Annotated in this window: 21 protein-coding genes and 1 pseudogene; 18 read left to right on the top strand and 4 right to left on the bottom strand. The window is 53.7% G+C overall.

Annotated features, from left to right (window positions below; genetic code table 11):
- The first annotated feature begins 3 nt into the window (after positions 1 to 3).
- The 6 genes and pseudogenes from JAO29_RS10090 (at position 4) to JAO29_RS10070 (ending at position 6709) form a co-directional block, all read left to right on the top strand.
- Positions 4 to 417 (top strand): response regulator, encoded by a 414-nt coding sequence (locus tag JAO29_RS10090; RefSeq protein WP_334268083.1) that lies wholly within the window; start codon positions 4 to 6, stop codon positions 415 to 417.
- Positions 418 to 543: 126 nt separating this feature from the next.
- A pseudogene (locus JAO29_RS10085) lies at positions 544 to 2163 on the top strand (PAS domain S-box protein); the annotation flags it as partial.
- Between the two features lie 47 nt (positions 2164 to 2210).
- Positions 2211 to 2798, top strand: coding sequence for a sensor histidine kinase (locus JAO29_RS23510; RefSeq protein WP_442886360.1), 588 nt, complete (start codon positions 2211 to 2213; stop codon positions 2796 to 2798).
- 772 nt (positions 2799 to 3570) lie between these two features.
- On the top strand, positions 3571 to 4671 hold the full coding sequence (locus JAO29_RS10080) for a hypothetical protein (RefSeq protein ID WP_334268081.1): 1101 nt from the start codon (positions 3571 to 3573) through the stop codon (positions 4669 to 4671).
- 31 nt (positions 4672 to 4702) lie between these two features.
- Positions 4703 to 5845 (top strand): hypothetical protein, encoded by a 1143-nt coding sequence (locus tag JAO29_RS10075; RefSeq protein ID WP_334268080.1) that lies wholly within the window; start codon positions 4703 to 4705, stop codon positions 5843 to 5845.
- A gap of 183 nt (positions 5846 to 6028) precedes the next feature.
- Positions 6029 to 6709 carry a GNAT family N-acetyltransferase gene (locus tag JAO29_RS10070; RefSeq protein WP_334268079.1) on the top strand — a complete coding sequence of 227 codons (681 nt, stop codon included), beginning with the start codon at positions 6029 to 6031 and terminating at the stop codon, positions 6707 to 6709.
- 87 nt (positions 6710 to 6796) lie between these two features.
- Here JAO29_RS10070 and JAO29_RS10065 read toward each other — a convergent pair whose 3' ends face one another.
- The 3 genes from JAO29_RS10065 to JAO29_RS23505 form a co-directional block, all read right to left on the bottom strand.
- Positions 6797 to 7816 (bottom strand): zinc-dependent alcohol dehydrogenase family protein, encoded by a 1020-nt coding sequence (locus JAO29_RS10065; protein WP_334268078.1) that lies wholly within the window; start codon positions 7814 to 7816, stop codon positions 6797 to 6799.
- A 131-nt stretch (positions 7817 to 7947) separates the two neighbouring features.
- Positions 7948 to 8463: a hypothetical protein gene (locus JAO29_RS10060; RefSeq protein ID WP_334268077.1), complete on the bottom strand. Its 516-nt coding sequence runs from the start codon at positions 8461 to 8463 to the stop codon at positions 7948 to 7950.
- A gap of 158 nt (positions 8464 to 8621) precedes the next feature.
- The gene (locus tag JAO29_RS23505) at positions 8622 to 8885 is read right to left on the bottom strand and encodes a TetR family transcriptional regulator C-terminal domain-containing protein (protein ID WP_442886359.1); all 264 of its coding nucleotides are present in this window, start codon (positions 8883 to 8885) and stop codon (positions 8622 to 8624) included.
- A 387-nt stretch (positions 8886 to 9272) separates the two neighbouring features.
- Between JAO29_RS23505 and JAO29_RS10055 the strand changes: the two genes are divergently transcribed.
- A complete protein-coding gene (locus tag JAO29_RS10055) occupies positions 9273 to 9404 on the top strand; it encodes a hypothetical protein (protein WP_334268076.1) in 132 nt (43 codons plus the stop codon).
- A 61-nt stretch (positions 9405 to 9465) separates the two neighbouring features.
- Positions 9466 to 9858, top strand: coding sequence for a hypothetical protein (locus JAO29_RS23500; protein ID WP_442886356.1), 393 nt, complete (start codon positions 9466 to 9468; stop codon positions 9856 to 9858).
- A gap of 1286 nt (positions 9859 to 11144) precedes the next feature.
- Here JAO29_RS23500 and JAO29_RS10050 read toward each other — a convergent pair.
- Positions 11145 to 12389 (bottom strand): hypothetical protein, encoded by a 1245-nt coding sequence (locus JAO29_RS10050; RefSeq protein ID WP_334268075.1) that lies wholly within the window; start codon positions 12387 to 12389, stop codon positions 11145 to 11147.
- A gap of 833 nt (positions 12390 to 13222) precedes the next feature.
- Here JAO29_RS10050 and JAO29_RS10045 point away from each other — a divergent pair.
- From JAO29_RS10045 to JAO29_RS10000, 10 genes are all read left to right on the top strand, one after another.
- Complete coding sequence (locus tag JAO29_RS10045) at positions 13223 to 14092, top strand: polysaccharide biosynthesis/export family protein (protein WP_334268074.1); 870 nt, start codon at positions 13223 to 13225, stop codon at positions 14090 to 14092.
- 38 nt (positions 14093 to 14130) lie between these two features.
- Complete coding sequence (locus tag JAO29_RS10040) at positions 14131 to 16461, top strand: GumC family protein (RefSeq protein ID WP_334268073.1); 2331 nt, start codon at positions 14131 to 14133, stop codon at positions 16459 to 16461.
- Positions 16458 to 18065 (top strand): lipopolysaccharide biosynthesis protein, encoded by a 1608-nt coding sequence (locus JAO29_RS10035; protein WP_334268072.1) that lies wholly within the window; start codon positions 16458 to 16460, stop codon positions 18063 to 18065. The genes JAO29_RS10040 and JAO29_RS10035 overlap by 4 nt, the downstream gene beginning before the upstream one ends.
- An 80-nt stretch (positions 18066 to 18145) precedes the next feature.
- A complete protein-coding gene (locus JAO29_RS10030) occupies positions 18146 to 19249 on the top strand; it encodes a glycosyltransferase family 4 protein (RefSeq protein WP_334268130.1) in 1104 nt (367 codons plus the stop codon).
- Between the two features lie 285 nt (positions 19250 to 19534).
- Positions 19535 to 20617, top strand: a complete 1083-nt coding sequence (locus JAO29_RS10025; protein WP_334268071.1) for a glycosyltransferase family 4 protein — start codon at positions 19535 to 19537, stop codon at positions 20615 to 20617.
- On the top strand, positions 20610 to 21956 hold the full coding sequence (locus tag JAO29_RS10020; RefSeq protein ID WP_334268070.1) for a hypothetical protein: 1347 nt from the start codon (positions 20610 to 20612) through the stop codon (positions 21954 to 21956). Before JAO29_RS10025 ends, JAO29_RS10020 begins: the two co-directional genes overlap by 8 nt.
- On the top strand, positions 21949 to 23124 hold the full coding sequence (locus JAO29_RS10015) for a glycosyltransferase (RefSeq protein WP_334268069.1): 1176 nt from the start codon (positions 21949 to 21951) through the stop codon (positions 23122 to 23124). Before JAO29_RS10020 ends, JAO29_RS10015 begins: the two co-directional genes overlap by 8 nt.
- Positions 23125 to 23234: 110 nt before the next feature.
- Positions 23235 to 24476 carry a glycosyltransferase gene (locus tag JAO29_RS10010; RefSeq protein WP_334268068.1) on the top strand — a complete coding sequence of 414 codons (1242 nt, stop codon included), beginning with the start codon at positions 23235 to 23237 and terminating at the stop codon, positions 24474 to 24476.
- An 11-nt stretch (positions 24477 to 24487) separates the two neighbouring features.
- Positions 24488 to 25078, top strand: coding sequence for a WcaF family extracellular polysaccharide biosynthesis acetyltransferase (locus JAO29_RS10005; protein ID WP_334268067.1), 591 nt, complete (start codon positions 24488 to 24490; stop codon positions 25076 to 25078).
- Positions 25075 to 26298, top strand: coding sequence for a glycosyltransferase family 4 protein (locus JAO29_RS10000; protein WP_334268066.1), 1224 nt, complete (start codon positions 25075 to 25077; stop codon positions 26296 to 26298). The genes JAO29_RS10005 and JAO29_RS10000 overlap by 4 nt, the downstream gene beginning before the upstream one ends.
- Positions 26299 to 26337 lie beyond the last annotated feature (39 nt).

Here is a 26337-nt window from a genome sequence, read left to right as displayed (position 1 = left end):
CCGATGGACATTTTGGGACGCATCTTACTCGTCGAATACGACCCGAAAGACGTGGAGCTCACGCTCACGGCTTTAGATGACTACAACCTTGCGAACGAGGTTGTTGTTGCAGCCGATGGTGAACAAGCGCTCGATTATCTGTACTTCCGCGGAAACTACCTGCAGCGCGGGCGCGGAAATCCTGCTGTCCTCCTGCTCGATCTGAAACTGCCCAAGGTCAATGGACTCGAGGTGCTTAAGCAGATCAAGTCGGATCAGAACCTGAAGATGATTCCGGTGGTCGTACTGACGTCCTCTCGCGAAGAAAAGGACATGGTGGCCACTTACGAATTGGGCGTCAACGCTTATGTAGTTAAGCCAGTGGACTTTCACGAATTTGTGAACGCCATCAAGGAACTAGGAGTGTTTGGGCGGTGATCAACGAACCGCCGCCTGGCAGCGCAAGGAAGCGATGAAACAAATGAGTGTCCGATTGCGCATTTTGCATCTGGAGAATGACGTCCCCGATGCGGAGTTGGTTCGTGAGACGCTCGCAACGGATGGGTGTACTGTGAGGTGATTCGCGTCGAAACGGAATCCGAATTCATCTCTGCGTTGAAGCAGGGCGACTTCGACCTGATCCTGGCGGACTACACGCTGCCCTCGTTTGATGGTCTTTCGGCATTGAAGATTGCTCAGCGGCAAAGCCCAGACATGCCGTTCATCTTTGTCTCTGGGACTCTGGGTGAAGATGTTGCAATCGAATCACTCAAGATCGGCGCGACGGATTACATTCTGAAAACGCGCTTGTCTCGCCTAGTACCCTCGGTCAAGCGGGCAATGCGCGAAACAAAAGAGCGAAGGGAACTCCGGTATTCCGAGGATGCGCTGCGCCGGAGCGAAGCCTATCTGGCACTCGCCCAGAGCTTGAGTCACACCGGCAGCTTCGGTTGGCATGTTGCTACCGGCGAGATCTTCTGGTCGGTGGAAACGTACCGAATCTTTGATTTGGATCCTCTCACGAAACCGACGCTGGAATTTGTGCGGCAGCGTGTGCATCCTGACGATCAAGCTCACCTAGGGCAGATTCTTGCTCACATCTCACAAACGTGTTTGGCGCCTATCTCGAATCAGACAACACTTGACGCGCAACACCTGCACCACGAGCACCGATTGCTGATGCCGGACGGCAGAGTCAAGTATCTTCGGGTCGCAGGTCGTGTTGTGCGTGATTCAGGCGGCGAGACCGAATTTGTGGGAGCCATCACAGACGTCACGGCGGCCAAACAAGCGGAACAGGAGCTCCTTAAGCGTCAAGCCACGATTCGACAGCTGTTCGATGCCAACATCGTTGGAATATATTCATTTGGGATATCGAAGGAAAGATTCTTGAGGCTAATGACGCGTTTTCTCAGGATCGTGGCATACGATCGTGACGATCTCAATGCGGGTCGCATGTGCTGGACGGACCTGACGCCTGCGGAATGGCTTAGCGTTGACGGACAAAAATGGGTGCCGGACTTGAAGGCCTCCGGGAGCTTACAACCATTCGAGAGGGGATATCTCCGCAAAGATAGGACTCGGGTTCCCGTGCTCATCGGTGCGGCGAAGAGCGAAGGGCAAGGTGTGGCATTCGTGCTCGACCTTACTGAGCGCAAGCGGGCCGAAGAATCACTCGCTCTCACAAGTTTTGCCCTTAATAACGTGCAAGTATCGGCCTTTCTGTTTGATCAAGAAAGCCGTTTCCATTATGTCAACGAGGAAGCTTGTCGGGCCCTGCATTACACCCGCGAAGAACTGCTCGGTATGGGGATCAAGGATATAGACCCCTATTACCCTATGGCTGATTGGGCTGAAAGCTGGGCCCGACGCCGCCGGTCAACCCGTTCAGAAACTCTTGAAAGCCGGGACCGTGCCAAAGACGGTCACGACTTTCCGGTAGAGATCAACGTTACCTATTTCGAATACGGCGGTATCGGCTACAACCTCGCTCTTGTCCGCGATATTTCTGAGCGCAAGCGAGCCGAAGAGGCAACTCTGGAGGCGCGCGTGGCCGAACGCTTACGCATTGCTCGTGAAATTCATGACACTCTGCTGCAAAGCTTTCACGGTTTGTTGCTCCGCTTCCAAACCGTTTCCGAGTTGCTGCCCGATCGCCCAGTGGAGGCTAAGGAGAAGCTGCAAAGTGCGATGCGCAGGCGGCAGACGCTATCACCGAAGGCCGGGATGCGGTGCAGGGATTGCGCGAGTCCACAATCCAGGCCAACAATCTCGCGCAGGCTATCAACACGCTTGGGGAAGAACTCGCAAAAGACGCAGGCAATCGTCCACCACCGGAATTCCGTGTGTCCGTTGAGGGTGAAGCGCAAAATCTTCATCCCATACTTCGCGATGAGGTCTACAAGATTGCCGCGGAAGCGATACGCAACACCTTTCGGCACGCTGATGCGCAAACAATCAGGGTTGAAATCCGATACGACGATGAGCAGTTCCGAGTGCGAGTGCGGGATGATGGAAAAGGCATTGATCCAGCGGTTCTATCCGGTCAGAGTTGTGCAGGACACTACGGTGTTGGCGGGATGCGGGAGCGCGCCACAATCATGGGAGGAACGCTCGAGGTGCGGAGCGAAGTTGGCGTACGTACTGAAGTGGAACTGTGCGTTCCTGCCACTAAGGCCCACCCGACTGAGAGAAGTACCTCACGACAAGTGGTTGCTCGTCATCACCATTCCGCTTGGGATCTGCAGATTCCGGCTAAGCGGAAGGTGGAAGATACGCTGTGCCATTTCATTGGCGACCCTTATGGCCGCAATCCTTGAACTCTTCTTCCATAAGATAAAGCCCTGGGACGATCTCACCGTCTCGATCACTGAACGTCTCAGCCGTCCTTGACTCTTACACCGACGAAACTCCGCACCAAGCGAGCAAACAACGGCTTCAGCGGCTGAGTATGCTTGGCACGTCGCGGATGCGCCGAGTTATCAGAGGTCATAAGGCTAAGCAGTAATTCCCATTGCTTATCGCTTGGCGTAGAGTCATCTCTGGTCTTTGGGAAAAAGAAGACGTCCGTCGCAACATTCCGATGGGTTCAAGAGCGTTTTACTTCCGTCCATGGGACTCTCCTCATTTCTGGATTCAGATCTCGACGAAGTATTCCGCGCCGAACGGGACAGTATTCCTCATCATTGAGACCCATTTCACACTGCTCCCGGGAAAGTCCGATCACGCTTTGTAACTTTAGGATCCAGCACCATGATGGTGATGATGACGGCAATCACACCGCCAGAGAATGTGGCCATGCCTTCGGGCATCTCGCTCAGTACAACCCGCTAAAGGACGAACATGGCCATATCATCCGCTGGTACGTTGCGGCAGTTGACATCGAGGTAAGCGCACCGAGGAGAAGCTGAAGTGAAGTGAGGAACATCTACGCACGATCACTGATGCTATTGCCAATCCGATCATTGTCTTGGCGTCTGATGGTACAGTGCTCTACGCGAAGCGGGTGGCTTTGGACAAATCCGGACTCACAATGGATTCGTTGAAAAAGAAAGGTTTCCTCCCGGAAACTTTGCATCCGGCATTCTCTTTGTGGGTGACATCACAGGCGCGGCGGTTCATGCCTTCGCGCTGCGAGATAAGGATCTGACGTCACAGACGGGCGTAGAGCTCGGCAATTTCAAAAACTTTGAAGGTCGCGACCTCGTCGCCGGTCTGGATAAGAAGCTCGCCGCACTCTTGGGCACAACGTACGACAAGATCGTTGTCAACGACATGGTCGTTCACCAACCTTCGGGGCAGATCTTTTTATCGGTTGAACGCGGCCGCAGTACGGATGCCATTTCGGCGATCGTGAAGGTGAACCATGGCCAACTGGAGGTACTGGAACTGGACGGCATTCCGCACTCGCAAGTCCGTATTCCGCACGAGCCCAATGAGAAAGCGATGCTTGAGTTTGCCACGCAGCGATCATTCGCAATCACAGACGTTAAGTATTACAAAGGGGAGATATTCGTAACCGGCGTTTCGAACCAGCGGTTCGCCTCAACGCTGTATCGAATCCCTTACCCTTTCAACGCTCAGATGGCAACGAGCACCGTAGAAATCTGGCACACCGTACACGGTGAATTTGAAACGCGAGCTCCCATCATTCGGCAACTCATCCGAGAGCTGCAAGGCGAGCCATATCTGTTCGCCGTCTATGGTTGTACGCCTCTGGTGCGCATCCCCCTAAGTTCTCTGAAGGATGGCGCTCACGTTCGTGGCGATGTGATCGGAGAGCTCGGGTATGGTGCCAACCCGCTTGACATGCTCACATTCACCGATCCCTTCGATCAGAAGGAATATCTGCTCGTCACCATGGATACGCGAAGCGCGTCGCGACTCTCTGTCTTGGATATTGCGACGGCGAAGCCTCAACCTACAGGTGTCCCCATCGACTTCGGACCGAGTGGCCTGGGTAAAACACAGGCCACTCTTCCGATAAAGGCCGAGCATTTTGCGGTCCTTAGTCCAAAATGGGCAGTCCAGATTTGGCGGCATCCCAAGACAGGGTACCGCCTGGATCTCAGCAGCCTGGCGATGCCGTACTGCTTCGAACGCAAAGATGATATGTCGGAAATGAACTGGCCCAATGGTCCGGATCCCTTTCACTACCGCGAGCATCACAGAGAGATATCGTACATGCCGTAATGGGTTTGAAGACGCCGGTCAAAGAGGACCTATGAGCGCACATGTGACAAGCCAACCGACGCTTACGGTCGACTCCGATCTGCCTGAGACGGGTTTGGTCGGTGTCACCGTACGCGGCCTCGATCCAGATCTGATGGTCTCACTCGGCAAGCGCACACTGACGAATGGCCTGCTGAAGTCCCTGCTCGGTGTGAGCGTGGTCCGAACGGGAGCATCGAGTGGTGACGACCTTCCCAATATTTTCGGCCGCTATCAGATTTTGGAAGACTGCTTGCGGTTCATCCCCCACTTTCCATTCGAACGGGGTCTCTCCTATCGAGCAAGCTTCGACCCTCGACCGCTCGGTCGTCCTGAATTCTCAGAAGTGCTCACGCTTGAGTTTTCGCTTCCGAAAGCGCTGAGCGCCGCGCCTGCGGAGGTGCAACATATTTTCCCCTCTAGCGACGATCTTCCAGAAAACCTGCTTCGCTTCTACGTGGGTTTTTCGAATCCGATGCAGCGCGGTCAAGCCGAAGCTGAGATTAGGCTTCTCGGCCCCGATGGAGAACCAGCGACCGACGTACTTTATCGTGCCCCCGTTGAACTCTGGGACAGGAGCATGCGGTGTCTAACGATACTGCTCGATCCTGGCAGGCTTAAACGGAAGGTAGGGCCGAACCGCGAGCTGGGCCCACCACTCAAGGCTGGTCAGGTGTACACGCTCGCAGTAGGTGCAGGGATGCTTGACTTTGATGGTCGTCCGTTGACGGCGACTGTCAACAAGCGCTTCGTTATCACAGAGGCCGTACGGGAACACATCGCGGTCGAGCAGTGGAAGATCGTGTCTCCCGTGAGTCAAAGCCGCGAGCCCTTGGTGCTGCTCTTTCCACAACCGTTGGATTGGGCACTGCTTGGGCATGCGATCGCCATTGCATCCACCGATGGGCAATCGATAAACGGCCGGATCGTAATCGATCAGGGCGAAAAACGATGGAGCTTTACACCGACATCGCCGTGGGCGGCAGGGTCCTATCACGTCCGTGTTGCCTCGAGTCTCGAAGATGTTTGCGGAAACAACATCCTGGCGCCATTTGATAGGCCCCTCCGGTCAGGCAGCGATTTACCATTTGAGGTGACGACCCGCTCAATTGCCTTTCATATCAATCCGGTGAGTGGTGCCGCTAACTTCTCTTGAAGTGTTCCTGAATCTCAATAGGCGAAATGATCTGATCCTGGTCGCCTGTTTGGCGCCTTCAATCGCTGTTGCCCAACAGTCGCCGAGTAACCCCGTATAAGTGCGTCTTTCCCGGTGAACGCACAGGCTTATCGATTCGTAACGCGGGAACACGATTGATATAGAGTGAAGGATGCCATCAACATGTTGACACGAAGTTTTCCTGACCGCCGCTTTCAATGGCCACTGCAACGAGTGGTTCTCGAAGGCTATTCTGTTTGTCTCACTCCCATCGACTACTCTCATCTCGATCAGCTTTCTGTTTGGTCAGCAGAGAAGGATATCTGGCGGTATATGACCTTTGCGCACCTTGCATCGAAGGCCGAACTGCAGGCCTGGATAGGCACTGCGATGGATGCCAATGAGCACGGGACTGAGATGAACTTCGCAATCATCGATGAAGCCAATCAATCGGCAGTCGGGACAACGAGCTTTTACCGCGTCGTGCCAGAACATAGGAGGCTCGAACTGGGAAAGACCTGGCTGGGAGCACCTTACCGGCGGACACACATCAACACAGCGACAAAATTTTTAATGCTCACTCACGCATTTGAAACGCTTCTGACAAACAGAGTCGAGCTGAATACCGACGCACGAAATATTCGATCGCAACGTGCCTTGGAACGACTCGGTGCTGTTCGCGACGGAGTTTTGCGCTGCCACACCGTGATGCGTGATGGCTTCGTTCGCGACACTGTGAACTACTCCTTTACGATGAACGACTGGCCCGCCACAAAGATCCGGCTCGGAAATCTGATTCAAGCTCGCATCTCTGGCGTTGATGTCGAAGAAAAAACTCCGAAAGTAACCGATGACACCCCTTGAGGAGTACCGATTCGCTTCGCCGTGAGTGAAGATTTGTGGCCGAACGCTACGGCCTGTTTCGCGACGATCGCCATAAGGCTCCACGGGTTATAGGGCCCTTTCGGAGAAGTCGAGCAAAACCTTTTCCTGTCCTGCCTCACCGTCGGCCAGGTGTACCGCCTCTTGGAAGTTCTTAAGCGAGTACCGCACTGTCGCCGCTGGCGTAAGGGCTCCCTCCGCCAACATGGTGAGAAGATCGCTCACCGCTGCTCGCACGTCAGCGAGCGGCTGGGAAGGCACCCAACGCGGAAGCCACCACCCGCGAACAGTTGCTGTCGAATAGATCAAACGTGGAGCGAAGAGCGGCATGATGAATTTCGCGGGATCCGTCTGCCGATGACTGGAAAGGGCTCCATACACCAGCATGGTTCCACCCGGAGCAAGGTTGCGAGCAACCTCAGCGCCAACAGCCCCGGCAACGCAGTCGATGGCTCGTTCAACGCCTTTGCCCGCAGTCAATTCCTGAAGGCGTACCCTGAGATCCTCGTCGGCGGTGCAGATGACCTCGTTGCCTCCGAGGCTGCGTATGATCGATTCCTGCTCGCGCCGCCGGATGACGTTGATGGTCTTAAATCGATACTGCTGCGCCAGTTGAAGAACGAGCTTCCCGACGCTGGAAGCTGCCGCCGTCTGCAGAAGCCAGTCGCCCTCCTTGAGGTTGTGAGTTGATATGGCCAAGGCCCACGCCGTCAAAGGATTGATGTAAGAAACAGCAGCGGTCGAATCGTTCAACCCATCCGGAACGGGCAGGAGCTTATCCGCGGGGCATACGATCTGCTCGCGCCAGGTGTTCCAGATGTCTACGAAGACTACGCGAGTTCCAACGGTCGGAGCTTGCAGGCCCGGACCTATGGCCTCCACAATCCCGACGCCTTCGATGCCCGGGCTCGCTGGCAACTCCGGCTGATAGCCATAGCGCCCGCGCACCATGTGCAGGTCTGACGCGTTGATGGGGCTAAGCAGTACCCGGACTAGCGCTTCGCCAGGGCGCAAAGGCGGAGTAGGGATCTCAGCCAGTTCCAATACGCTCTTCGGTTCACCGGTCTCGCGAAAGATCAATGCTTTCACAGATATCCCCTAGGTCTTAGGTGATGGATGATCCCGGCCGGAGGTTCCACGACATCGGGAACAAGAAGGCGGGCGGTGATGAAGGAGAACAGCTTCTCTCCGAGGATTCTTGTGTACGGAAGAGTATCGTGTCAAGGGTGGATGTAACGGAATTCTCGGTCACCTTTAGAACCACGGCTGGTACTTGGCCGCGGAGTCCGGGACCCGCCGTCACGCGCTTCGAGGGCCTTGACGCTGTTGATAAATGCCTTTTGCAGGACGCTTTTGCCAACCGTCCCAAGCACGAGGCCAAGCAGTCGACCTTTGAGGTCTTTGCCCTCGCGCACGACATCCACGTCAATGTCGGTCATGCCATTGGATAAGCGCGTGAAGGTGTAGCTGTGGCCCGACGCGCCGCCCCACACATTGGAATCTGTCGTCGTGAGAACGACATGTTGAGGATTGGACCAGTCATAGTGCAGGCGTTCCCAGATGCCGGCTGAGCCTTCGGTGACATCGGCCTGCGAGGCTTCCCGTTGATGCACCTTGAGATACTCGTTCGCGCTATTGCCAAAAACCTTCGAGCGGTTCGGCCCGAAGTCGGTAAGCCCAGCGATATACTGCTCCGGTGTGAGGGTAGTTGTCTGATGAAGATGAATCGTGGACATTTGTTTTTCCTTTCTGATGAACACTGTTTGTCAGACGATCGATGACCGTCCTTCATGTAAATGAAATTGCACCGCCTTGCTCCGAAGTCCTTGGACCTATTTTGCTGACGCGGTGAATGTCGCCGTATTTGCCGCCGACCTTGTCTTCGGTTCCTTCGTCAGCAACCCATCGAAGACGTAGCGTATGAAAATCTCAAGCGGCGCGTTGCTTTTTTCCGCCTGCGAACGCAAGAGTGCCCCTCCCAGCCGTTGAGCACGAACCCCGCCAGCGATTCCGAATCCGTATTCGTCGGAAGTTCCTTCTGTGTAACCGCCTGCTCGATAACCATGGCGATCGCATGCTGCCAATGTGCAAAAGCTGCGCTTATCTGTTGCCTTAACTGCGGATTCTCACCTGCCGTCTCCAGGCTCAAACGGCCCATCATGCACCCCGGAATCTCAGCGGTCTAGCCGTAAATCTTCTTGAGATCCATGAAATAAAGCTTCGCGATCAGGTTCGGCAATAGAATTAAGCTTCACTGATTCCAGTGAGTTACGGTTGTCTATGGTCGGAATTTTTCCGAAGGAGAGACCTTGGATCACATCACACCTAGAGGTTTATTGCTCGGTAGCGGTACTGCACTGATCGGCGCAGTAATCCCTATGGAGGCTGAGACCAAAGCGGCAAACGCGCGCCTCAGCCATGCCAGCCTTTATCCTCGCGACCTCCGTCTCCTCCACCAACAGCTGAACAGATTCGAAGGTTGAAGTGGTGGCGCGAAGCGAGGTACGGTCTCTTTATCCACGGGCTCTATCGGGAAACCGAACGCATGAACAAAATGGTCTTCGAGCTTCAACCGGATATCGTGGTGAACGGACGCAATTGGGCACCTGGCGATTTCTCCACTCCGGAACAAAGCATCATCGCGGCTCACAACGGGAGAGCCGCGAAAGCTGCATGACTCTGAACGAGAGCTGGGCTATGACCCGGAGGATGTTGAGTGGAAATCACCGAGCACACACTTGCGCAATTTGATTACCTGCGCCCGTGATCAAGGCAACTTCTTGAGAAATGCTGGGCCTAGAGCAGACGGGACGTTTCCCGAGCCGGCCGTGCGTATTTTGACCGAAGCTGGAGATTGGCTAAAAACGAAATGGCGAAGCCATCTTCGATACGGATCTCTGCCAACCGTGGCGCCCTTCGCATGCAATGTTTACGCGCCGCGGCAACACTCTCTATATGCATGTCCATTTCTGGCCGGGAAGCGACGTCTCGCTCTCGGGTCTTCAAACGAAGGTAAACCGGTGCGGCTCTTGAGTAACTCCGCACTACTCCGATTCATACAAGAAGATTGGAGGGTCCACGTTATAGGTTTGCCGGCGGAAGCCCCGGATCATCCGTTGACTACACTTTGACTACACTGTATTTGAGTGCGAAAGTGAGACGCTCATGAACACGGATCATGAGCTTCGCCTTGCGAAAACCCGAGGCGGCGTCAATGTGGCTATTTGAGTCGTCAACCACTAACGGTCACGAAACCATAGGCCGAACCCCACCTGTGTTTCCATGCAAATTGCCGAATCGACCGTTAAGTCCGGTTAATAAATTCAATAAATTTTCTCGTTAGTTGCTCAAAGTCCGAGTCTCATCGATGTTGACAGAGGACTGTCGTCAAACAATGTGGCTTTACAGTTTCCTCTGAAGGACCCGGTGTGTATCACATCGATAAGGAATCGTCTCTACTCCTCATCGATTTCGCTACCAACCCCAGAGATCACTCTCGAGAAGATACTTCACGTCACCATCTATTTCCAGATCAGCCGTGGTGCCGTCTAGTTTCCACGTGAGGACTAAATGGCAGCCCGTCGCGAAATCGACCTTTGTCCGCCAAACGCGAGATCACCGAATGTCTTTAATCGACAACTCGCACGTCCATTGTCAGCTCAATAGGTGCTAACTGCTGAAATTCTCAATTGAGATTCTGACTAATGGCGATCAATGACCAATTGAGTTTTATCGCAGCTATTTCAGTCCGTCGTTCAGAGTGTCGGCTCAAGCCGCGATTTGTTGCGTCATATGCCATTCCTCGCTTCAATCGCCTTAATACCTGTCCACGAGAGCCTTCTCCAGAACGCTTCTGCCAATGGTTCCGGGGGCGAAATCGAGCACTTGTCCTTCGAGGTTTTTAGCCTGGCCTGTGACCACAAGGTTAATATCGGTCGTACCATCGAAATGAAAAAATAAACGTACTGGTGGCCAGAGGCTCCGCCCCATAAGTTTGAGCCTCTGACGAATCTGAGTTCCAGCTTCCTCCATGCATCGATGTCCGGTCACACCTGTTCCGGTGCGCCACTTGGTGCCCGACGCAAACGATACTTCAGACTGCCAGGGATACAAACGCCCTTCAAACGCAGTTCCGTGGGAACCAGTGCTGTTCCGTTCAGGACTTCCGCTGCAGGCCGAGAACCTCGCTCGCTTGTGGGCCGCAGAAGGTGCCGATGTACACCAAGCAAAGATTGTGGAGGTACCGAATGCCCTCCGATGAGTCTCTCAAACGTCCAGTTCTATAACCGTTGTAGTGTTGATTTGAGCGCCAGGCGATCTCAATGTCATCAAAGTGAATGAAGACGAGTAGAAATTAGATTTGTACCCGCGGGTATAGATGACGTCGCTGGTATCAGTTAAACTGACACGGGTATTGTTACTGCCGATGTCGGTAAACACCGGCCTCTTTGTAGATTGCACGGACGATGTCAAGATCGGAATCTCGAAACCACGCACGTGCGATCAAAATATCACCGTTTTTCACCCCTTGAACGAGCTCATGATACCGCTGATCCCCGACAGCGAGACCGGCATTGTTGATGATGACGGCACTAAAGGCGTCAGACACAGAGGCTCGCTCTTCATCCGATGTGTGTGCGGGCACTCCGTTGTAGTCTTGGGAAAGTTGGTAGAGTGGGGTCGTTACCGCAAAGTAGTCTGCGTGGCCAACGTCATGAACGTTGTAGTTATGCTCTGGAATGAGTAAGACATCAGGATTCGCGGCAGCAACACTCGCAAACACAGAGCCCTCAAGTGGAGATCCCCCTAAGCGACTCTTTCCTCCACCTAAAATCAATGTCGAACCGGTGCTGCAAGTCGCAGGGCACGAAGCTGCGTTGTTATTGCACTCGGGAGGATAGCAACGCCAAACCTGATCCGCTTTAACGTTTGAGTCGATGTAAAACAGAGTGGCTCCCCACCGTTGTTTCGCGTAGGCAATCTTTTGCTTCAAAGCATTTACTTGTGCATTTTCGTCAATGGAAAAAGGCTGACAGGAATGATTGAGGTCTCCTGGCAAATTACAGTCTGAAAAATTGCCAAATTCCATCGTTTGCGGGCGAATTGTCATACCCGTACGCAAACCAGCATCGAGAAACTTTTTGAAGTATGCATCAATAAGTTTCATTCCGTCATAAGGAGTGTCCGACCCTAAGACGATTGATTCCCATTCAGGAGCGATGTTTGTAGCAAGCGACGGATCGCCGATATACGTGGTGTCCTGGGGATATTGCTCGCCTTCGAGATCCCATGTGATTGCACCTTGAGCATTCATGCTCTTTAAAATTCCGATGCTCTGATCAGCGTACGCTAAAACTTTTCGCTGAAAATTGGCGATACCCGCACTGTTCGTAATATCAATTGTTCTATCGTTGAGCCAGCCACGTGGATTTGCATCCCCGAAGCCGTCATTAACGGCGCCACGGCCCGATACTGGTGCAAGCATCAGTTCTCCGATCGGGCGACGATCGCGCCATTTCACCACGGGCGAGCCTTGATCAGCTCGAACTAAATTGGCTGTCACTGTAAAGCAAAGAAGAGAAGCGAATCCAGCTAACGGTAAGTTTGTCATTGCCGTTCCCCCTGACAGACCGGATACGCGGAACTTGCCGCGCGTGGCCAATGGCTAGACATTCTAAATCTCATGCCTAAGAAAAGAACTAATTAAGCAGTTCCTCGCGTGGGTAAAGTTTTTCATGTGGTTTTCGAGAAGAACTGACCCTTCGGATTACTTCGCCACTGGAGAGGCTTCCACAAACCCAGCAGAAGACGTGATATATCTGCTGTTTGGATCGATGTGTAATCCATTTCCTGAGTTGTGAAAAAATCTGCGAGGACGGCTAATTTTGGGTGTTGATCTTTCTACTGCATTCGAGGTAAAGCGCGAACGCAATTTTTGCCATTCTCTGACGCAAGGAAGACTTTAAAACTCGCATTTCCTCAGGACGAGCGAACATAGGCGGAGCGTTGAACTGCGCTCCTCGCATGTCGATTTTGAATTCTTCGAAAATGGACTCATGCCAGAATCATCCTAGAATCAACGAGATGTTCTCATGTCTTCATCGTTACGATCCCTGATCCAAATTTCTTTGGGACAGCTGTCATATCTCTTACCCTCTGAAGTAGCGTCGTTTAAAGAGCGACAAAATTCCCGATGGTCGCTGCCTGCATTTTTTCGCTCGCAAGCGACGAAATCGAATTTGGCACACAAATTGCGATGTCTTTGGTGTAACTGTTCCCGCGACGCCGAAGCTATCGTTTTGTGAGAACGGGTTCCGAATTACCGGACCGTCTATCAGCCGACTGATTTTTGACATCCAACGACCTCAACAACTTCGTACTTCAATCGACCGAATGAATTTTCAAAACTCAATTCGACGTCCATTGTGTATCTCGTTGCTCTTAGTCTCATTTTGCTGTTATGGACAAGTCACGCTGATTCCCCGCAAACCTGTGATGAATGAGTATGTTCTCGGAGATGGCGATCAGTTTGTTATCAATGTCCAAGACTTAGAGGAGCTATCCAGTAAGCCGGTTCGGATCGATCCATCCGGTTATATAGACCTGCCGCTCGCGGGTCCTATTGAAGCGACGGGTCTCACAATCTCACAACTGAAGACGACATTGGCATCGAAGCTGAGCAAGTACATAAGTTCACCCCAGATCTCGATCAGTCTTACGGAATATTCGAGCAGGCCAGTCTCGATTGTTGGCTCTGTTAATGCGCCTGGAGTTCATCAACTGCAGGGCCCGAAACGCCTCATCGACGTGATCTTGTTGGCGGGAGGAACGAAATCGGACGCCGGCTCGAGGGTTATCGTCACGCGCGAAAAGAGATGGGGAGCGTTACCGTTGCCGCATGCGGCGGTAGACAAAGTAACAGGCATAAGCACGGCCAGCTTGTCGCTTGAGGATCTGATGGCGTCCAAGAATCCCTCCGATAACATCCTGATTTCTCCGGGCGACATTATCTCGATTCCGAAGGCAGAGGTGGTCTACGTCTTAGGCAACGTAAAGAAGGCAGGAGGATTTCAACTCTCCTCGCATACCAGCATCACTTTGTTGCAGGCGTTGTCGCTCGCGGAGGGCCTGGGGCGTGATTCCGCCGAAGGCAAGTCCAAGATCATCCGTCCTGCACCGGGCGGTGATGGAAATCCTCGGGAGATTCCGGTGGATATTAAGGCAATCCTCGCGGGAAAGGCACCGGATGAACCTTTATTTGCCAACGATATTCTCTTCGTCCCCAACAGCGGGTTGAAGTCAGCTTCTCATCGCGCGATGGACATTCTGCAGGTCGCCAGCGGTGCCGCGATCTACAGGTTTTAAACGGCTACCGGAAGAAAGAGACGGATAAAAGGAGCAACATGGGAAACACTTTCAACACCAACGGGATTGATCGCCAGCCACTGGGCATCATTGCGCGTGATGAGAGTGGTGAGACTCTCTCGAAGTCGTGGAAGGCGACTGATCGGGAGGAGCCGAGGAAGAGTCTGTTCGCGGAGTATGTCAAAACCCTGTCCCGTCACCGTTGCGCGATCCTTGGATTCGGAATAGCCGGAATTCTGCTCAGCTTCCTGGCGAACTTTACCTCTCTTCCTTACTATCGCGCACGTACGTCGTTAGACATTCAAGGTCTGAACAGCGACTTCATGAATATGCGTGCGTCCTCTCCGATTGGGGAGGGAAGCGGTTCGTCGGCTGAGACGAATGTGCAGACCCAGATCAAGCTCCTTCAGAGCGAAACGCTGCTTCAACGTACGAAAGCGAAACTCGCTGTCGAACCACACTCTACCACGACGCCGCGTCTCGATCTGGCTTCGCAGATAATCGCAATGCTTCACCTCCCGTTCTCTCTGGGAAAGCCTCTTTCGAACGACGCATTGATCGAAGATACCGCGAAGCATGTCACGGTGAAGCCGCTGGGGATCACGCGACTGGTCGAAATTACCTGTGACTCGTGGAACGCGGAGTTTGCTGCTCAATTCTGTAACACGCTGACGACACAGTTCAAAGAGGCTGATCTTGAGACGCGAAGCAGTGAGTCTGAAAAGACCAGCCTGTGGCTTGCGCAACAGGCAGCGGATATCAAGCTGAAGGCGGAGGAGTCGGAGCACAAGCTCGAGAAGGCCACGGGGGGGAACGGCCTGGTGCTCAGCCAGGAGAGCGCCACCGTCGGAGAAGACAGGCTTCGTGAACTTCAGGCTGAATTGGTGAGGGCGCAGGCCGACCGCATCCAAAAAGAATCGCAGGCTCAGATTGCTGCTGCTGCTGCGCCGACTACTGTGCCTAGCGTCATGGATAACCCGGAATATCGGAGCTATCAGGAGAAGCTTGCCGACCTTAAAGACAAGGTCGCACAACTAGTCCCTCCGCTGACTGAAGAGAATCCCAAGGTCATCCACCTGCGTTCGGAGATCCGCGCAATAGAAGCGGTTATGGAAGCGACGCGCAACGCCAACTCGAGTCGATTAAAGAATGAGCTGGCGACAGCAAGACATCGCGAGATGCTTCTGACGGAGGCCTATCGCTTACAGGAGGGCAGCGTCTCTTCTGATATGGGAAAAGCGGCCCAGGTGTCCTTGCTGCGTCGTGAAGTCGAGTCGGAGCAGCAACTCTACCAGACGCTTCTTCAGCGAGCAAAAGAAGCTGGCTTCGCATCTGCGATGCAGGCCTCTACGGTTCGCGTAGTGGATGCTGCTCGGAGTCCGAAGATTCCATTCTCGCCACGAAGGGGACCCGCCACGATGGCTGGCCTGCTGTTAGGGTCGATCTTTGGAATAGGCTTTGCGTTCTTCAAAGAGCGCAACTCCGACCTTCTTCGAGTTCCCGGCGAGATGGAACGATATCTCAACGTCAACGAACTCGGCGTGATCCCAGCGACCGAATATGGGGACAAGTCTTTCCCAGTAGTCCGGAACAATTCGCTGATCAGTCTAAACGGATCTGCGACTCGTTCCGAAAACGTTTTGGATGTGACTGGATGGAGCAGCAACTTCTCCATCGCTGCTGAGGCGTATCGCAGTGCGACGTTCTCAATTCTGCTGACGGGGAATTCTTCAAAGCGCGCGCGAGTGTATGTAGTCTCGAGTCCCAATGCGGGTGAGGGCAAAACCACCGTCACTTCCAATCTGGGGGTGGCTCTCAGCAAATCCAATTTGCGCGTGGTTATCGTTGACGGTGATCTACGCAAGCCGGCGATACATAACGCCTTCCACTTGCCGAATGACATTGGCGTAAGAAATATATTAAGAGGCGAAATTGACCCGGCGCTCGCCCCGCTTGGAGAGTTCTGCAAGCCTACAAAGATACCGAATCTCTCGGTCATTCCTTCGGGATCGAGGTCAGAGGAGGTCGTCCAGCTGCTGCATTCACCTCTTCTTGGCGAGTTGATCAATCGACTTCATAGAGAGTTCGATGTCGTCCTGATCGATACGCCGCCCATGGTGCATATGACCGACGCCAGAATCTTTGCCTTCTACTCTCAAGGTGCGATTCTTGTAGTTCGTGCAGGATCGACATCACGCGAACAAGCGGCAAAAGCCCGCGATCTCTTCGAAAAAGATCGTGTGCGACTGATTGGGACAATCCTTAATGCCTTCCATCCGGTAAAAGAAGGTCTCCCCAAATACTACGAGTCTTACCATCGCTACAAACAGGAAGCGGAAACCTTGAAGAAGGCGAGCACCGGCTCATGAGTTCGATCAGTATTCCGGAAGCTGCGACGGTAGATACCTTACAGCCGGTGACTTCTTCAGCTGATAAGATTCCGACTCACGTCACGAAACGTCTGATCGGGGGCACCTCAGCGCTAGGTGTGAGCGTTTTCATCGAACGAGGCGCAGGGTTCCTAGCCAATCTGTTGGCAGCACGGCTTGGAGGCGCTTCGACATTTGGCGGCTATTCTCTGGCCATCAGTACGGCGAACAACATATCCACATACGCCGCAGGCGGAATTGGAGCAACGGCAGCACGATTCTCGGGAAAATATCCCCGGGGCAGCCGCGGCTATTCAACCTTTGCAAGGGCCCTGACGATCGTCTCTCTGGTTTCGGCGGTGATTGCCGCGGCAGGTCTTTGGTTTGGCGCAGCGCCAATCGCACACCTTCTTCAGAAGCAGAGTCTGACAACTCTACTGCGCTGGGCTGCGCTCTCAGCTGCGGGTATTGTTCTGGTTGAATGCGCGCGTGGTTTCTTCGTCGGACAACGCCACCTCAGAGCCCTGGTGCTTCTTTCGACTCTGGTTGGCGTCGGAATGATTTCGTTTATTCCTCTCGCCGCCAAGATGCATAGCCCGATTCGAATGATCGTCTCCCAAGGTTCGATCGCGATCGGTGCGATTTTGGTCTGCATGCTTTTAGCCCGGTCGCTGGGACTCTTCACTCCTGGAACAGCCGCTACTGGCAAGCTCGGACCGATGCTGCGAGAGGTTTGGTCGTTTGGCTTTGTTCAACTGGCAGGGCTGATTGGATTGAACCTTTCCGGATGGTGGTTGACCACTCTTGTGGCCAGAGCGGATACGACGCTTGTGCAAATGAGCTTTTTTGCGATTGCTAGTCAGTTGCGCAATATCGCCGCACTTCCTCCGAGTCTTCTGACGGAGTCCGGCTATGCCTTTATGACGGATCCAGAAGGCGAGGGTTCCGAGACGCCTCAACACGTCATGGCGCTCTGCACTTTCGGAGCAACATTTGCTTCTCTCATGATAGCGTCCGTCGGTATCACGGTGATGCCATGGGTTCTTCGCATTCTCTACGGCCACACCTACGACGCAGCTACGGTTACAACCTGCATTGCGCTTGCCGTCGCGGTTGTTCATATGGGAAACGGTCCTGCCGCGGCTAGACTTTCGATTGTCTCCCTTCGTTCCGTCGGCGTGATCAATACGCTTTGGGCGATCCTCGTCGCCGTAGGGGCGACCGTTTTCTTGCTCCACCAAGGGACTGCATGGAAGGCCATGACGATCTTCCTCGTTGGTCATATGCTGTCAGCCATCATGGTTCTCTGCGTACTTTACCGCAAGGACTTTCTTCCGCGCAGCATGGTGACGACCTTCCTACTTGGCACTATCACAAGTGTGCTCCTAGCGGCACTTGCCTATCTCCGTGCTGGTCAAGAGCGCTCTACGTCGGTGCTCACTGTGAGCATGGCCGTTATCTCGGTGGGTGCGCTCTCTTCTCTCTACGTGATCGGAAAGAAGCATCATTGGCTTCCGAGCACCGAAGCGACGAAGCGCCTGACCGCCCAAGCGTTTTCGCGATTGCGGAGTCTACGACGTGGAAGTGTCGGGGGGGCTTCGTGATAACTGCCGGGACTGCCTATCCTTCCATCGCTGCATCGGAGCCGACTTTGAGTCGGATCAACGTGCTCTCGTATGTTCACATGCGAAACATCCACGGATCGACAGGAGCCGGCAGGGTCGCACGTCAGCTTACAGAACACGTTGCTCAGCGCAGCGACGTTAACCTGCACATTCTCGCCGATGCCGCCGATCATGCTCGTATTGTTCCTCTCGTCGGAGGAGCATGGAGAACCTATTCGTACCATACATTCGCTTCGGACACTTCACGACAGCAGGCGCGCTGGTTCGCCCTCAACAGGCCCTATGCCGAGTCATTCTGGGGTGATGTGCAGATTGTTCATTGCACAGCTGAGTCCTATGTGCCGGTTTCGAAGGCGAGACTGGTCGTCACGGTTCATGACGCCGCTTATTTTGAGGATAGTGCTCACTACGCCGATTCGTCTTTTTACAAGCAAAGGTTGAAGTGGAAGCTACTGTTTGCAAAGCTGTCACGCAATGTCGATATGTTTCATACGGTCTCACACTTTTCTGCTGACCGCCTAAGCCATTTTTTCCCTTCCATCGCGTCTCGACTTCGTGTGGTACATAACGCTGTGACGCCGCACTTTTTTGAAAGTGTTCCTGCAAAGGGTTCGCAATATCTCGAAGAGCAGAAACTTTTTGGCCAACCTTTTGTGCTGGTGCCAGGCGGACTTCATTTCCGAAAGAATGCAGAGTTGATTCTTGCTGCATGCCCGCTGCTGATCCAAAGCCATCCGGATCTGAAGATCGTGATCGTCAACCATTCCGATGCCGTTTACCTTGAACGCGCTCGGGCCTTTGAGCCGAATCTCAAGCTTCTCGGTTTTGTATCGGATGAAGCCCTTCATGCGTTGTATTCGGCCGCAACAGTGGTGTGGTTCCCATCCCGCTACGAGGGATTTGGGCTTCCCGTGATTGAGGCGATGGCCTGTGGCGCCATAGTAATTGCCAGTCATGCCTCATCACTGCCGGAGATCGCAGGCGATGCCGCATTGCTGGTTGCGGACAACGCTCCAGCAACCCATGTCGCAGCAATTGAAGATATGCTCGGTGACCCTCTCGCGAGACAGCATTTCTCCGCAGCAGGTAGACAACGAGCCGCACAATTCACCTGGAGTTCTTCCGCGGCACAGTTGAAGAGGCATTTTGATTCGCTTTTGTAGCAATACCGATCTATGGCGATGACACTACAAACTCGCGAAACTCAACCGGCATCCGCGCCGTTGATCGGCCCTGATGTCTCCGGGACGAAGCCCACGAAAATTGTACTTGTACACAGTGGCGCACGCGATGCATATCAGGTCTCATTAGCCCTTTCAGAGCGAAAGATGTTGCAGTCGTTTGTCACGGACCTGTTCTGGCCTAGCGATAGACGACTGGCTGCGAGTCTCAGTAAGAAACTACCTGCTAAGCTTCAATCCATGCTGCGACAGCGCAGCGAGCCGAGAGTGCCATTTTCTTTAGTGAGTCTCTGTGGCGGCGTAGGTTCACTTACCCTTCTACTGGAAAAACTTCCGGGTGTTTCGATCGCCCTTCGCCGCAATATGATGCGCCATGCGGACGCAGTCCTTGGTCGCCACGCCGGACGATTGGCGAGACGCGCGAACGCGAATCTTCTCACCTATAGCTATTACGCGTACGATGCCTTCCGCGAGTACGGAGAACCGGGCATGCTCTTCCAGCTTCATCCCCACCCAGATACCATGAAGCGTATCCTCACGGAAGAACTTGAGACCCACCCCGACTGTGCCTCTTCGCTCCAGCAGGAGTGGGAGCTTTCTCTGCCGGAAAAAGATTTTAAGCATCTGGTGCTCGAGCCCACCATGGCCTCACACATTCTGGTGGCCTCTTCGTTCACAAAAGCTTCTCTGGTGGAGCATGGTATCTCTCCTGCGAGGATCAGCGTGGTTCCGTATGGCGTGGACCTTGAACGGTTCAAGCCGACGGAATCGCGATCTGCGACGAAAGGTACCAAGCTTAACCTTCTTTTTGTAGGCCGCATCAATCAACGTAAAGGCGTCAAGTATCTCCTCCAGGCGCTCGAGCTTCTCAATCGAGATGACGTTCATGTCACGATATGCGGAAGAGTAGTCGACGATCTCAAGCTCTTCGAAAACTTCTCCTCACAGGTCACCATCCGTCCGTCCGTGATCACCGAGGAACTTATCGAGGCATACCAGACCGCGGATCTCTTCGTATTTCCTTCTGTCGCAGAGGGATTCGGCCAGGTTTTGCTTGAAGCAATGGCTTGCGGTCTCCCGATCTTGTCGACGACACGTACCGCGGCGCCTGATTTGATTGAAGACGGTGTTCAAGGTTTTGTCGTCGAGCCGCGTCGACCGGACCTTCTGGCACAACATATTGAGTGGGCGATCGGTCATCGCGAAGAGCTTGCTTCCATGGGCCGAAAGGCACGTCTTCGAGCAGAGCATTTCACCTGGTCGCAGTTCCGCGCTCGCGTGGCAGACGTAGTCTCCGAATTTGTTGCGTCCGAAGGCAATAAGCGACAGAGGAGAAACGCTCATGTTTGAGATTCTCCTCGTTACCGCTTTCCTGATCGCACTTGTCGGCATTCTTGCCGCTATGGATGGGAGCCGAGATGTCTTCCATCCGTTGATCTTGATCGGTCCGATGATGATCTTCCTTTACATCTGGATGCCTTGGAAGGTCTACCTTACCGGTAGTCTCGATCAATTCTTCGATCATGAACAGCTGGTCTTCGTTCAGACGCTCAATGTGCTTGGTATCCTGGCGTTCGTGGGAGCGTGCCTCGCGTCAGGCGTACGTCTCCAACCTGAGCTGTACAGCCGCCCCCCTGTGGTCTCCGAGACCGCATGCCGACGTCTTCTCATTGGCGCTGCGATTGCAGGCACGTTAGGACTTTTATGTTGGGCGATCACCATCGTCAATGTCGGTGGCTTCGTGAATGCGTACAGCAGTTCATACTCCGGTGGCTGGGATGACAGTGGCTACGTTCGTGATGGGACACTGCTGCTGCTCGTCGGCATCCTTCTCTCAATAACCTCACTTGCTTCGAATGGACCTCGACTACCTTCTTTCATCATGCTGGGGCTGTTTGGTTTGCCGTGGGCATCCCAGGCACTCCTGATGGCACGTCGTGGCCCCACGTTCGCTGTTGTCGTCATCGTCTTAATGGGTTGGTACATCAGTCGGGAGAAACGTCCGCCGGTTGTGAGCGTTGGTCTAGGGGGGATTTTTCTCGGTTGGCTCGTTCTTTTCCTCGTGACCAATCGAAGCAGCATCTATCTTGGCTCGAGCTTTGATGTGAAGACGGATGTGGGAGCGATTGTAGACAAAGCTGATACTGGTAACGAGTTTATTTATGGCGCAGGCGCCATTTTGAGCGCGCAGCGCCGTGACCACTACTTCTGGATGCGACGCTATCTCGCTCAAATTCTCGTTCGTCCAATCCCAAGTGCTATATGGACCACTAAATATGAAGACTTCGGTGTCCCCGAACTTCGTCAGAATGCCGGCACTGGTGAGGGATTTGGCGATGCTCTAGGATGGGTCGGCGCTGTCGGTTCGGCACCTGGCATCATCGCCGATCTTTGGGTAGAAGCCTGGTGGTTGTGCATTCCGCTGATGGCATTATTAGGGGCCGGTTATGCCTTTGCCTGGAAGAAAGCCGTAACTCGCGGTGGTCCCTGGGCAAGCCAATATGTCATCCTCTCGGCGCTCTCCATCTATCTCGTCATGCAGACGATGGAAGCCGTTATTTTTCGGACACTTCTCCTTTCCATTCCGTGTTGGCTTACCTGGCGCTGGGCTCTGCAGCCGGTTCCCGTACGCCGCGAACGTTCACAAGCGCAGAACGCACGCTCTATGGAGACGATTGAACATGCCTGACGCTCATTTGCACCACTCCAAAAGTATGTCATCGCCTAGCCGGGTGGTCGCTATCTGGATCGACTGGTACGCGTATCACATTGCCCGCTTCAGGGGCATTCAGGCACATCCATTGTTGGCCGACGGTGCGCAGGGAATTGAACTGGTCGGAGGCGTTGGAGTTCACGCTGGTTTGAAGTTTCGCGAGGAAGTGCCATTGGGTCTGCCGATCGAGACGCTTATGCCCAACAGTAGCTGGCACGAAGCAAACAAGTTCGCTCTCGCAGCAAAACTGTGGCGCAGCTTATCCAGCCTCAATCCCGAGGTAGTTCTGGTTCCCGGCTACTACACGCTACCCGCCATAGCAGCCGCGCTGTGGGCCAGATTCCACGGGCGCAAAAGCGTACTTATGACTGAGAGCACCGAAGGCGATCACGCACGAAGCATGTGGAAAGAATCGCTCAAAGGCATGCTGATCCGGCTTCTTTTCAACTGGGCCATCTCGGGCGGAAAGGCTCATATACGCTATCTGGAGAGACTCAGCTTTCCTTCCCGTCGTATCCGGCATTTCTATGATGTCGTCGACAACCGCTACCTCAAGGACACGGTGAACGTTCTTAGGCTCGAGAGTGCAAGTCACACAGGATTCCCTGAACCATATTTCCTTTATGTCGGCAGACTCTCCGGTGAAAAGAACGTCGATGGCTTGCTGGCCGAATGGATGCGATATCGGGAACAGGGCGGTAGCTGGTCTCTTGTCATTGTCGGAGCTGGCCCTGAAACCGACTCGCTCAAGGCGATCGCTTTGGCCTCAGTTTTCGCCAAGGACATTTACTTCGCGGGCCACAGAACCTTCCGAGAGTTGCCCTCCTTCTATGCTTTAGCCGAATGTTTCGTTCTCCCGAGTACACGCGAACCCTGGGGACTAGTTGTAAATGAGGCCATGGCCTCAGGGCTTCCGGTGCTCGTATCGAATCGTTGTGGATGCGCGGAGGACCTCGTCGAGTCGGGCAGCAATGGTTTTGTTTTCGATCCATCGAAGGAGGGTGCATTGGCCGCTCTCCTTACAAGGATGGAATCACTCGGGCCATCTGCACTGGATCGGATGAGAATTCGCTCACTCGAGATTATCGAAAACTACACCCCGGAGGCTTTTGGGGAGCAGGTAGCTTCGATCGCCGCAGCATAAACATTAAGAACCAGCACGACCAGGGCCAGTTACTTCAGAAGCAGATCGTCGGCAAAGCTGTATGTCACATCGTTCCGGGGCTTAAAGATCTCCTCAGCAGGTTACGGATCATGTCATTGCAAAGTTTAACTGACGAACATACCGACTTCAACCAGGGGACGATGTCTCCTTCGTTCGACACGCCTCCGCACTGGATCAGTGTTCTCTCCCATTTAGATCCTCGCTACGGAGGTCTAAGTACGGTTGTTCCGCAGCTCAGTTCTCTGCTTGCAGATACCGGATCGTTCTCGATGGGGGTCTCCGCCTTTTGCAATCCGGGCGAACATTACATGCCTTCGAAGGGCTCGTGTCTAAAGATCTCCTACTGGCCTACAAGCCGTTTGATTTGGTTGAAAGATTTAGCGATCCGCTCACGATTTCGCGACGAGATCGGTTCTGCGAAGGGAGTACACATCCACGGGCTTTGGGAACAAAGCACAGCAACGGCTGCCCGTACTGCCCGGTCGTTGCGAATTCCCTATGTACTCTCCGCACATGGAATGTTGGAACCGTGGGCTCTCTCAAACCGAAAGTGGAAGAAGATTTTCTATGCCGCCCTCGTCGAGAGGGCGAATGTCGAGGGCGCAGCTTGTGTTCACGCCCTCACTCATGCGGAGGCGCAAGACTACCGTCGTTTCGGTTGCACCCGCCCCGTGGCGGTCATCCCGAACGGAGTCGCTGTTCCGGATAATCCTTCTCCAGATATTTTTATTTCCAAATTCCCCTCACTCAAGAACAAGAAGATCATCCTTTTCTTGGGAAGAATTCACTACAAAAAGGGCCTCGACATCCTTATTGAATCTTGGGCGGAGTTATCTAAACAGTCGCCGGAAGCCCACCTCGTAATAGCCGGCCCAGATTTCGAAGGGACAAAGACCAAGCTTGAGGCGAGGATTTGCGAACTTGGCGTCGCTCAGGATGTGACCTTCACCGGCATGCTTAGTGGCGACCTTAAATGGAGCACGATGGCCGCAGCGGATTGCTTCGTCCTGCCCTCTTATTCAGAGGGGCTGAGCGTCTCGATCCTTGAAGCAATGGCCATGAGCCTACCGGTAGTAATCAGCGATCGATGCAATCTTCCTGAGGTGCGTCAGGCCGAAGCTGGTTGGGTCATCGAGCCGAAGCAAAGTGAGCTTACTGCCGCATTAGCAGACTTCACACGAAACTCGATAGGAACTAACCGAAAGATCGGAAGGGAAGGCGCTCGACTCGTCGCACGCCGTTATAACTGGTCGATCGTTACCCAGCAATTTACCGAACTATATCAGTGGGTCCAGGGTGGTTCACGACCGCAAGCTGTCGACTTGGTCTAAAGGGGCGACTTATGAATACTGTAAGACTTGGAAGATACAACAACGAGTGGTACAAGCCAGGTCGCGGTCGCTTTGTTCAGGTGCTCTGGCATTTCGTCGGCTCTCCCTTGGTTCGCTCTTACTGGCTTCCCTTTAGCTCTGTGAAGGTGACGATACTCCGATTCTTTGGGGCCCGCATTGGCCAAAATGTAGTGACAAAGCCAGGAGTTCTGGTCAAGTACCCCTGGCACTTGGTTGTCGGTGATGATTGCTGGTTGGGAGAACGCTGCTGGATCGACAATCTCACTACGATCCGCCTTGGAAACAATGTGTGTATCTCGCAGGGGGCCTACCTCTGCACAGGGAATCATGACTGGAGCGATCCCCACTTTGGCCTGATGATCTCGCCGATCCAGCTCAATGATGGCTCCTGGGTGGGAGCGAACGCACTGCTTGGGCCCGCTACGGTACTTGGTCAGTGCGCAGTGATAAGCGCTGGGAGCGTGATCACCGGCATCATTCCCGATTATGAAATCTATGCCGGGAATCCCGCGAAATTCGTTAAGAGGCGCTCAGTTCGTAACTCCGAGTTTGTCGCGGCGGACAAGCAGGAGGCTAGATGAAAATTCTTCTTCTAAATCAGTTCTTCTGGCCCGAATCGGCAGCTACGAGTCAATTGCTCACTGATCTCGCGATCCATTTTGTTGAACAAGGACATGAGGTTTCCGTTATCTGCACGGAGACGGGTGGATACTCGATATCCTCCGACGAGCAGCCCCCATCTGTGCGTATATACCGGACAAAGAATCTTCCGTTCTATCGCGGAAATCTAGGGCGAGTGTTGTCCTACGCTTCCTTCTATATTTCGGCGGCTCTCCACGGCCTGGCTTTGCCGAGGCAAGATCTTGTTCTAACGCTCACGACGCCACCCCTGTTGTCGTTGCTTGGCACAGCTATCAAGACGCTTCGTGGTTCCACTCACTTCATATGGGAGATGGATGTATATCCTGACGTTGCCGTAGATCTTGATCACTTCAAAGCGGGCGGAATTCTTGATCGCGTAATCGGGATGCTGGCGGACTTCTCCCGTCATCGCGCCGATGGCATCATTGCCCTCGGCAACTGCATGAAAAGCCGTCTTATTCAACGGGGAGTACATCGAGAGCGAATCCACGTAGCAGAAAACTGGGCCGATGGCCGCGCAATCAAACCAATGGATAGATCTTCAGAAGATGCTCGGCTCACAGTCCTTTATTCCGGAAATCTAGGCCTTGCTCATGATGTGGATACAATCTCCGGCGCCATACTTAATTTGAGCGACGATACTCGGTTCCGATTCGTGTTTGTCGGAGACGGCGGAAATACTAGACAACTTGTAGAGTTTTGCTCCGAAAATAATCTTCGCCAGGTTTCTTTTCTTCCCTATGTGCAACGAAGTCATTTGGGTAATAGCCTTTCAATAGGAGACATCGGTCTCGTTACACAACGCGAATCTTGTTGTGGCTCCGTGGTTCCCAGTAAGGTCTACGGTCTTCTCGCAGCCGGCCGTCCCATTCTTTTCATCGGACCCGCTGCCGCTACCCCCGCTCGCATAATCCAAAAATTCGGCTGCGGTTGGGCGATTCGTTGCGGAGATACGGATGCACTCACCGACCTCCTAATGCGACTTGCGGATGATCCCGCAGAGGTTTCTGTTGCTGGTCAACTTGCACGAGAAGCATTTTTGAATCACTACGATCGTCCGCTCGGCGTCGCCAGAATCGCTCATATTCTGGGCACCGACAGCCTGTCGTCCAACCGAAAACCTTTCCCCGGGCCCCTCCAGCAAAAGAGGACATTCTGAATTCATCAGACGTCTCCGGTTCCGTACCGCAGACTGCCG

It is taken from the genome of Edaphobacter sp. HDX4 (assembly GCF_036877565.1).
GTDB lineage: Bacteria > Acidobacteriota > Terriglobia > Terriglobales > Acidobacteriaceae > Edaphobacter.
Note: the sequence above shows the minus strand (reverse complement) of the source record. Positions and strands in the feature narration are given on the sequence as shown.

Coding starts and splice junctions, on each gene's coding strand:
- JAO29_RS10090 (WP_334268083.1), top strand. CDS start 4: ATGGACATTTTGGGACGCATCTTACTCGTCGAATACGACCCGAAAGAC.
- JAO29_RS10075 (WP_334268080.1), top strand. CDS start 4,703: ATGAGCGCACATGTGACAAGCCAACCGACGCTTACGGTCGACTCCGAT.
- JAO29_RS10070 (WP_334268079.1), top strand. CDS start 6,029: ATGTTGACACGAAGTTTTCCTGACCGCCGCTTTCAATGGCCACTGCAA.
- JAO29_RS10060 (WP_334268077.1), bottom strand. CDS start 8,463: ATGTCCACGATTCATCTTCATCAGACAACTACCCTCACACCGGAGCAG.
- JAO29_RS23505 (WP_442886359.1), bottom strand. CDS start 8,885: ATGGGCCGTTTGAGCCTGGAGACGGCAGGTGAGAATCCGCAGTTAAGG.
- JAO29_RS10055 (WP_334268076.1), top strand. CDS start 9,273: ATGAACAAAATGGTCTTCGAGCTTCAACCGGATATCGTGGTGAACGGA.
- JAO29_RS10045 (WP_334268074.1), top strand. CDS start 13,223: ATGAATGAGTATGTTCTCGGAGATGGCGATCAGTTTGTTATCAATGTC.
- JAO29_RS10040 (WP_334268073.1), top strand. CDS start 14,131: ATGGGAAACACTTTCAACACCAACGGGATTGATCGCCAGCCACTGGGC.
- JAO29_RS10035 (WP_334268072.1), top strand. CDS start 16,458: ATGAGTTCGATCAGTATTCCGGAAGCTGCGACGGTAGATACCTTACAG.
- JAO29_RS10030 (WP_334268130.1), top strand. CDS start 18,146: ATGCGAAACATCCACGGATCGACAGGAGCCGGCAGGGTCGCACGTCAG.
- JAO29_RS10020 (WP_334268070.1), top strand. CDS start 20,610: ATGTTTGAGATTCTCCTCGTTACCGCTTTCCTGATCGCACTTGTCGGC.
- JAO29_RS10015 (WP_334268069.1), top strand. CDS start 21,949: ATGCCTGACGCTCATTTGCACCACTCCAAAAGTATGTCATCGCCTAGC.
- JAO29_RS10010 (WP_334268068.1), top strand. CDS start 23,235: ATGTCATTGCAAAGTTTAACTGACGAACATACCGACTTCAACCAGGGG.
- JAO29_RS10005 (WP_334268067.1), top strand. CDS start 24,488: ATGAATACTGTAAGACTTGGAAGATACAACAACGAGTGGTACAAGCCA.
- JAO29_RS10000 (WP_334268066.1), top strand. CDS start 25,075: ATGAAAATTCTTCTTCTAAATCAGTTCTTCTGGCCCGAATCGGCAGCT.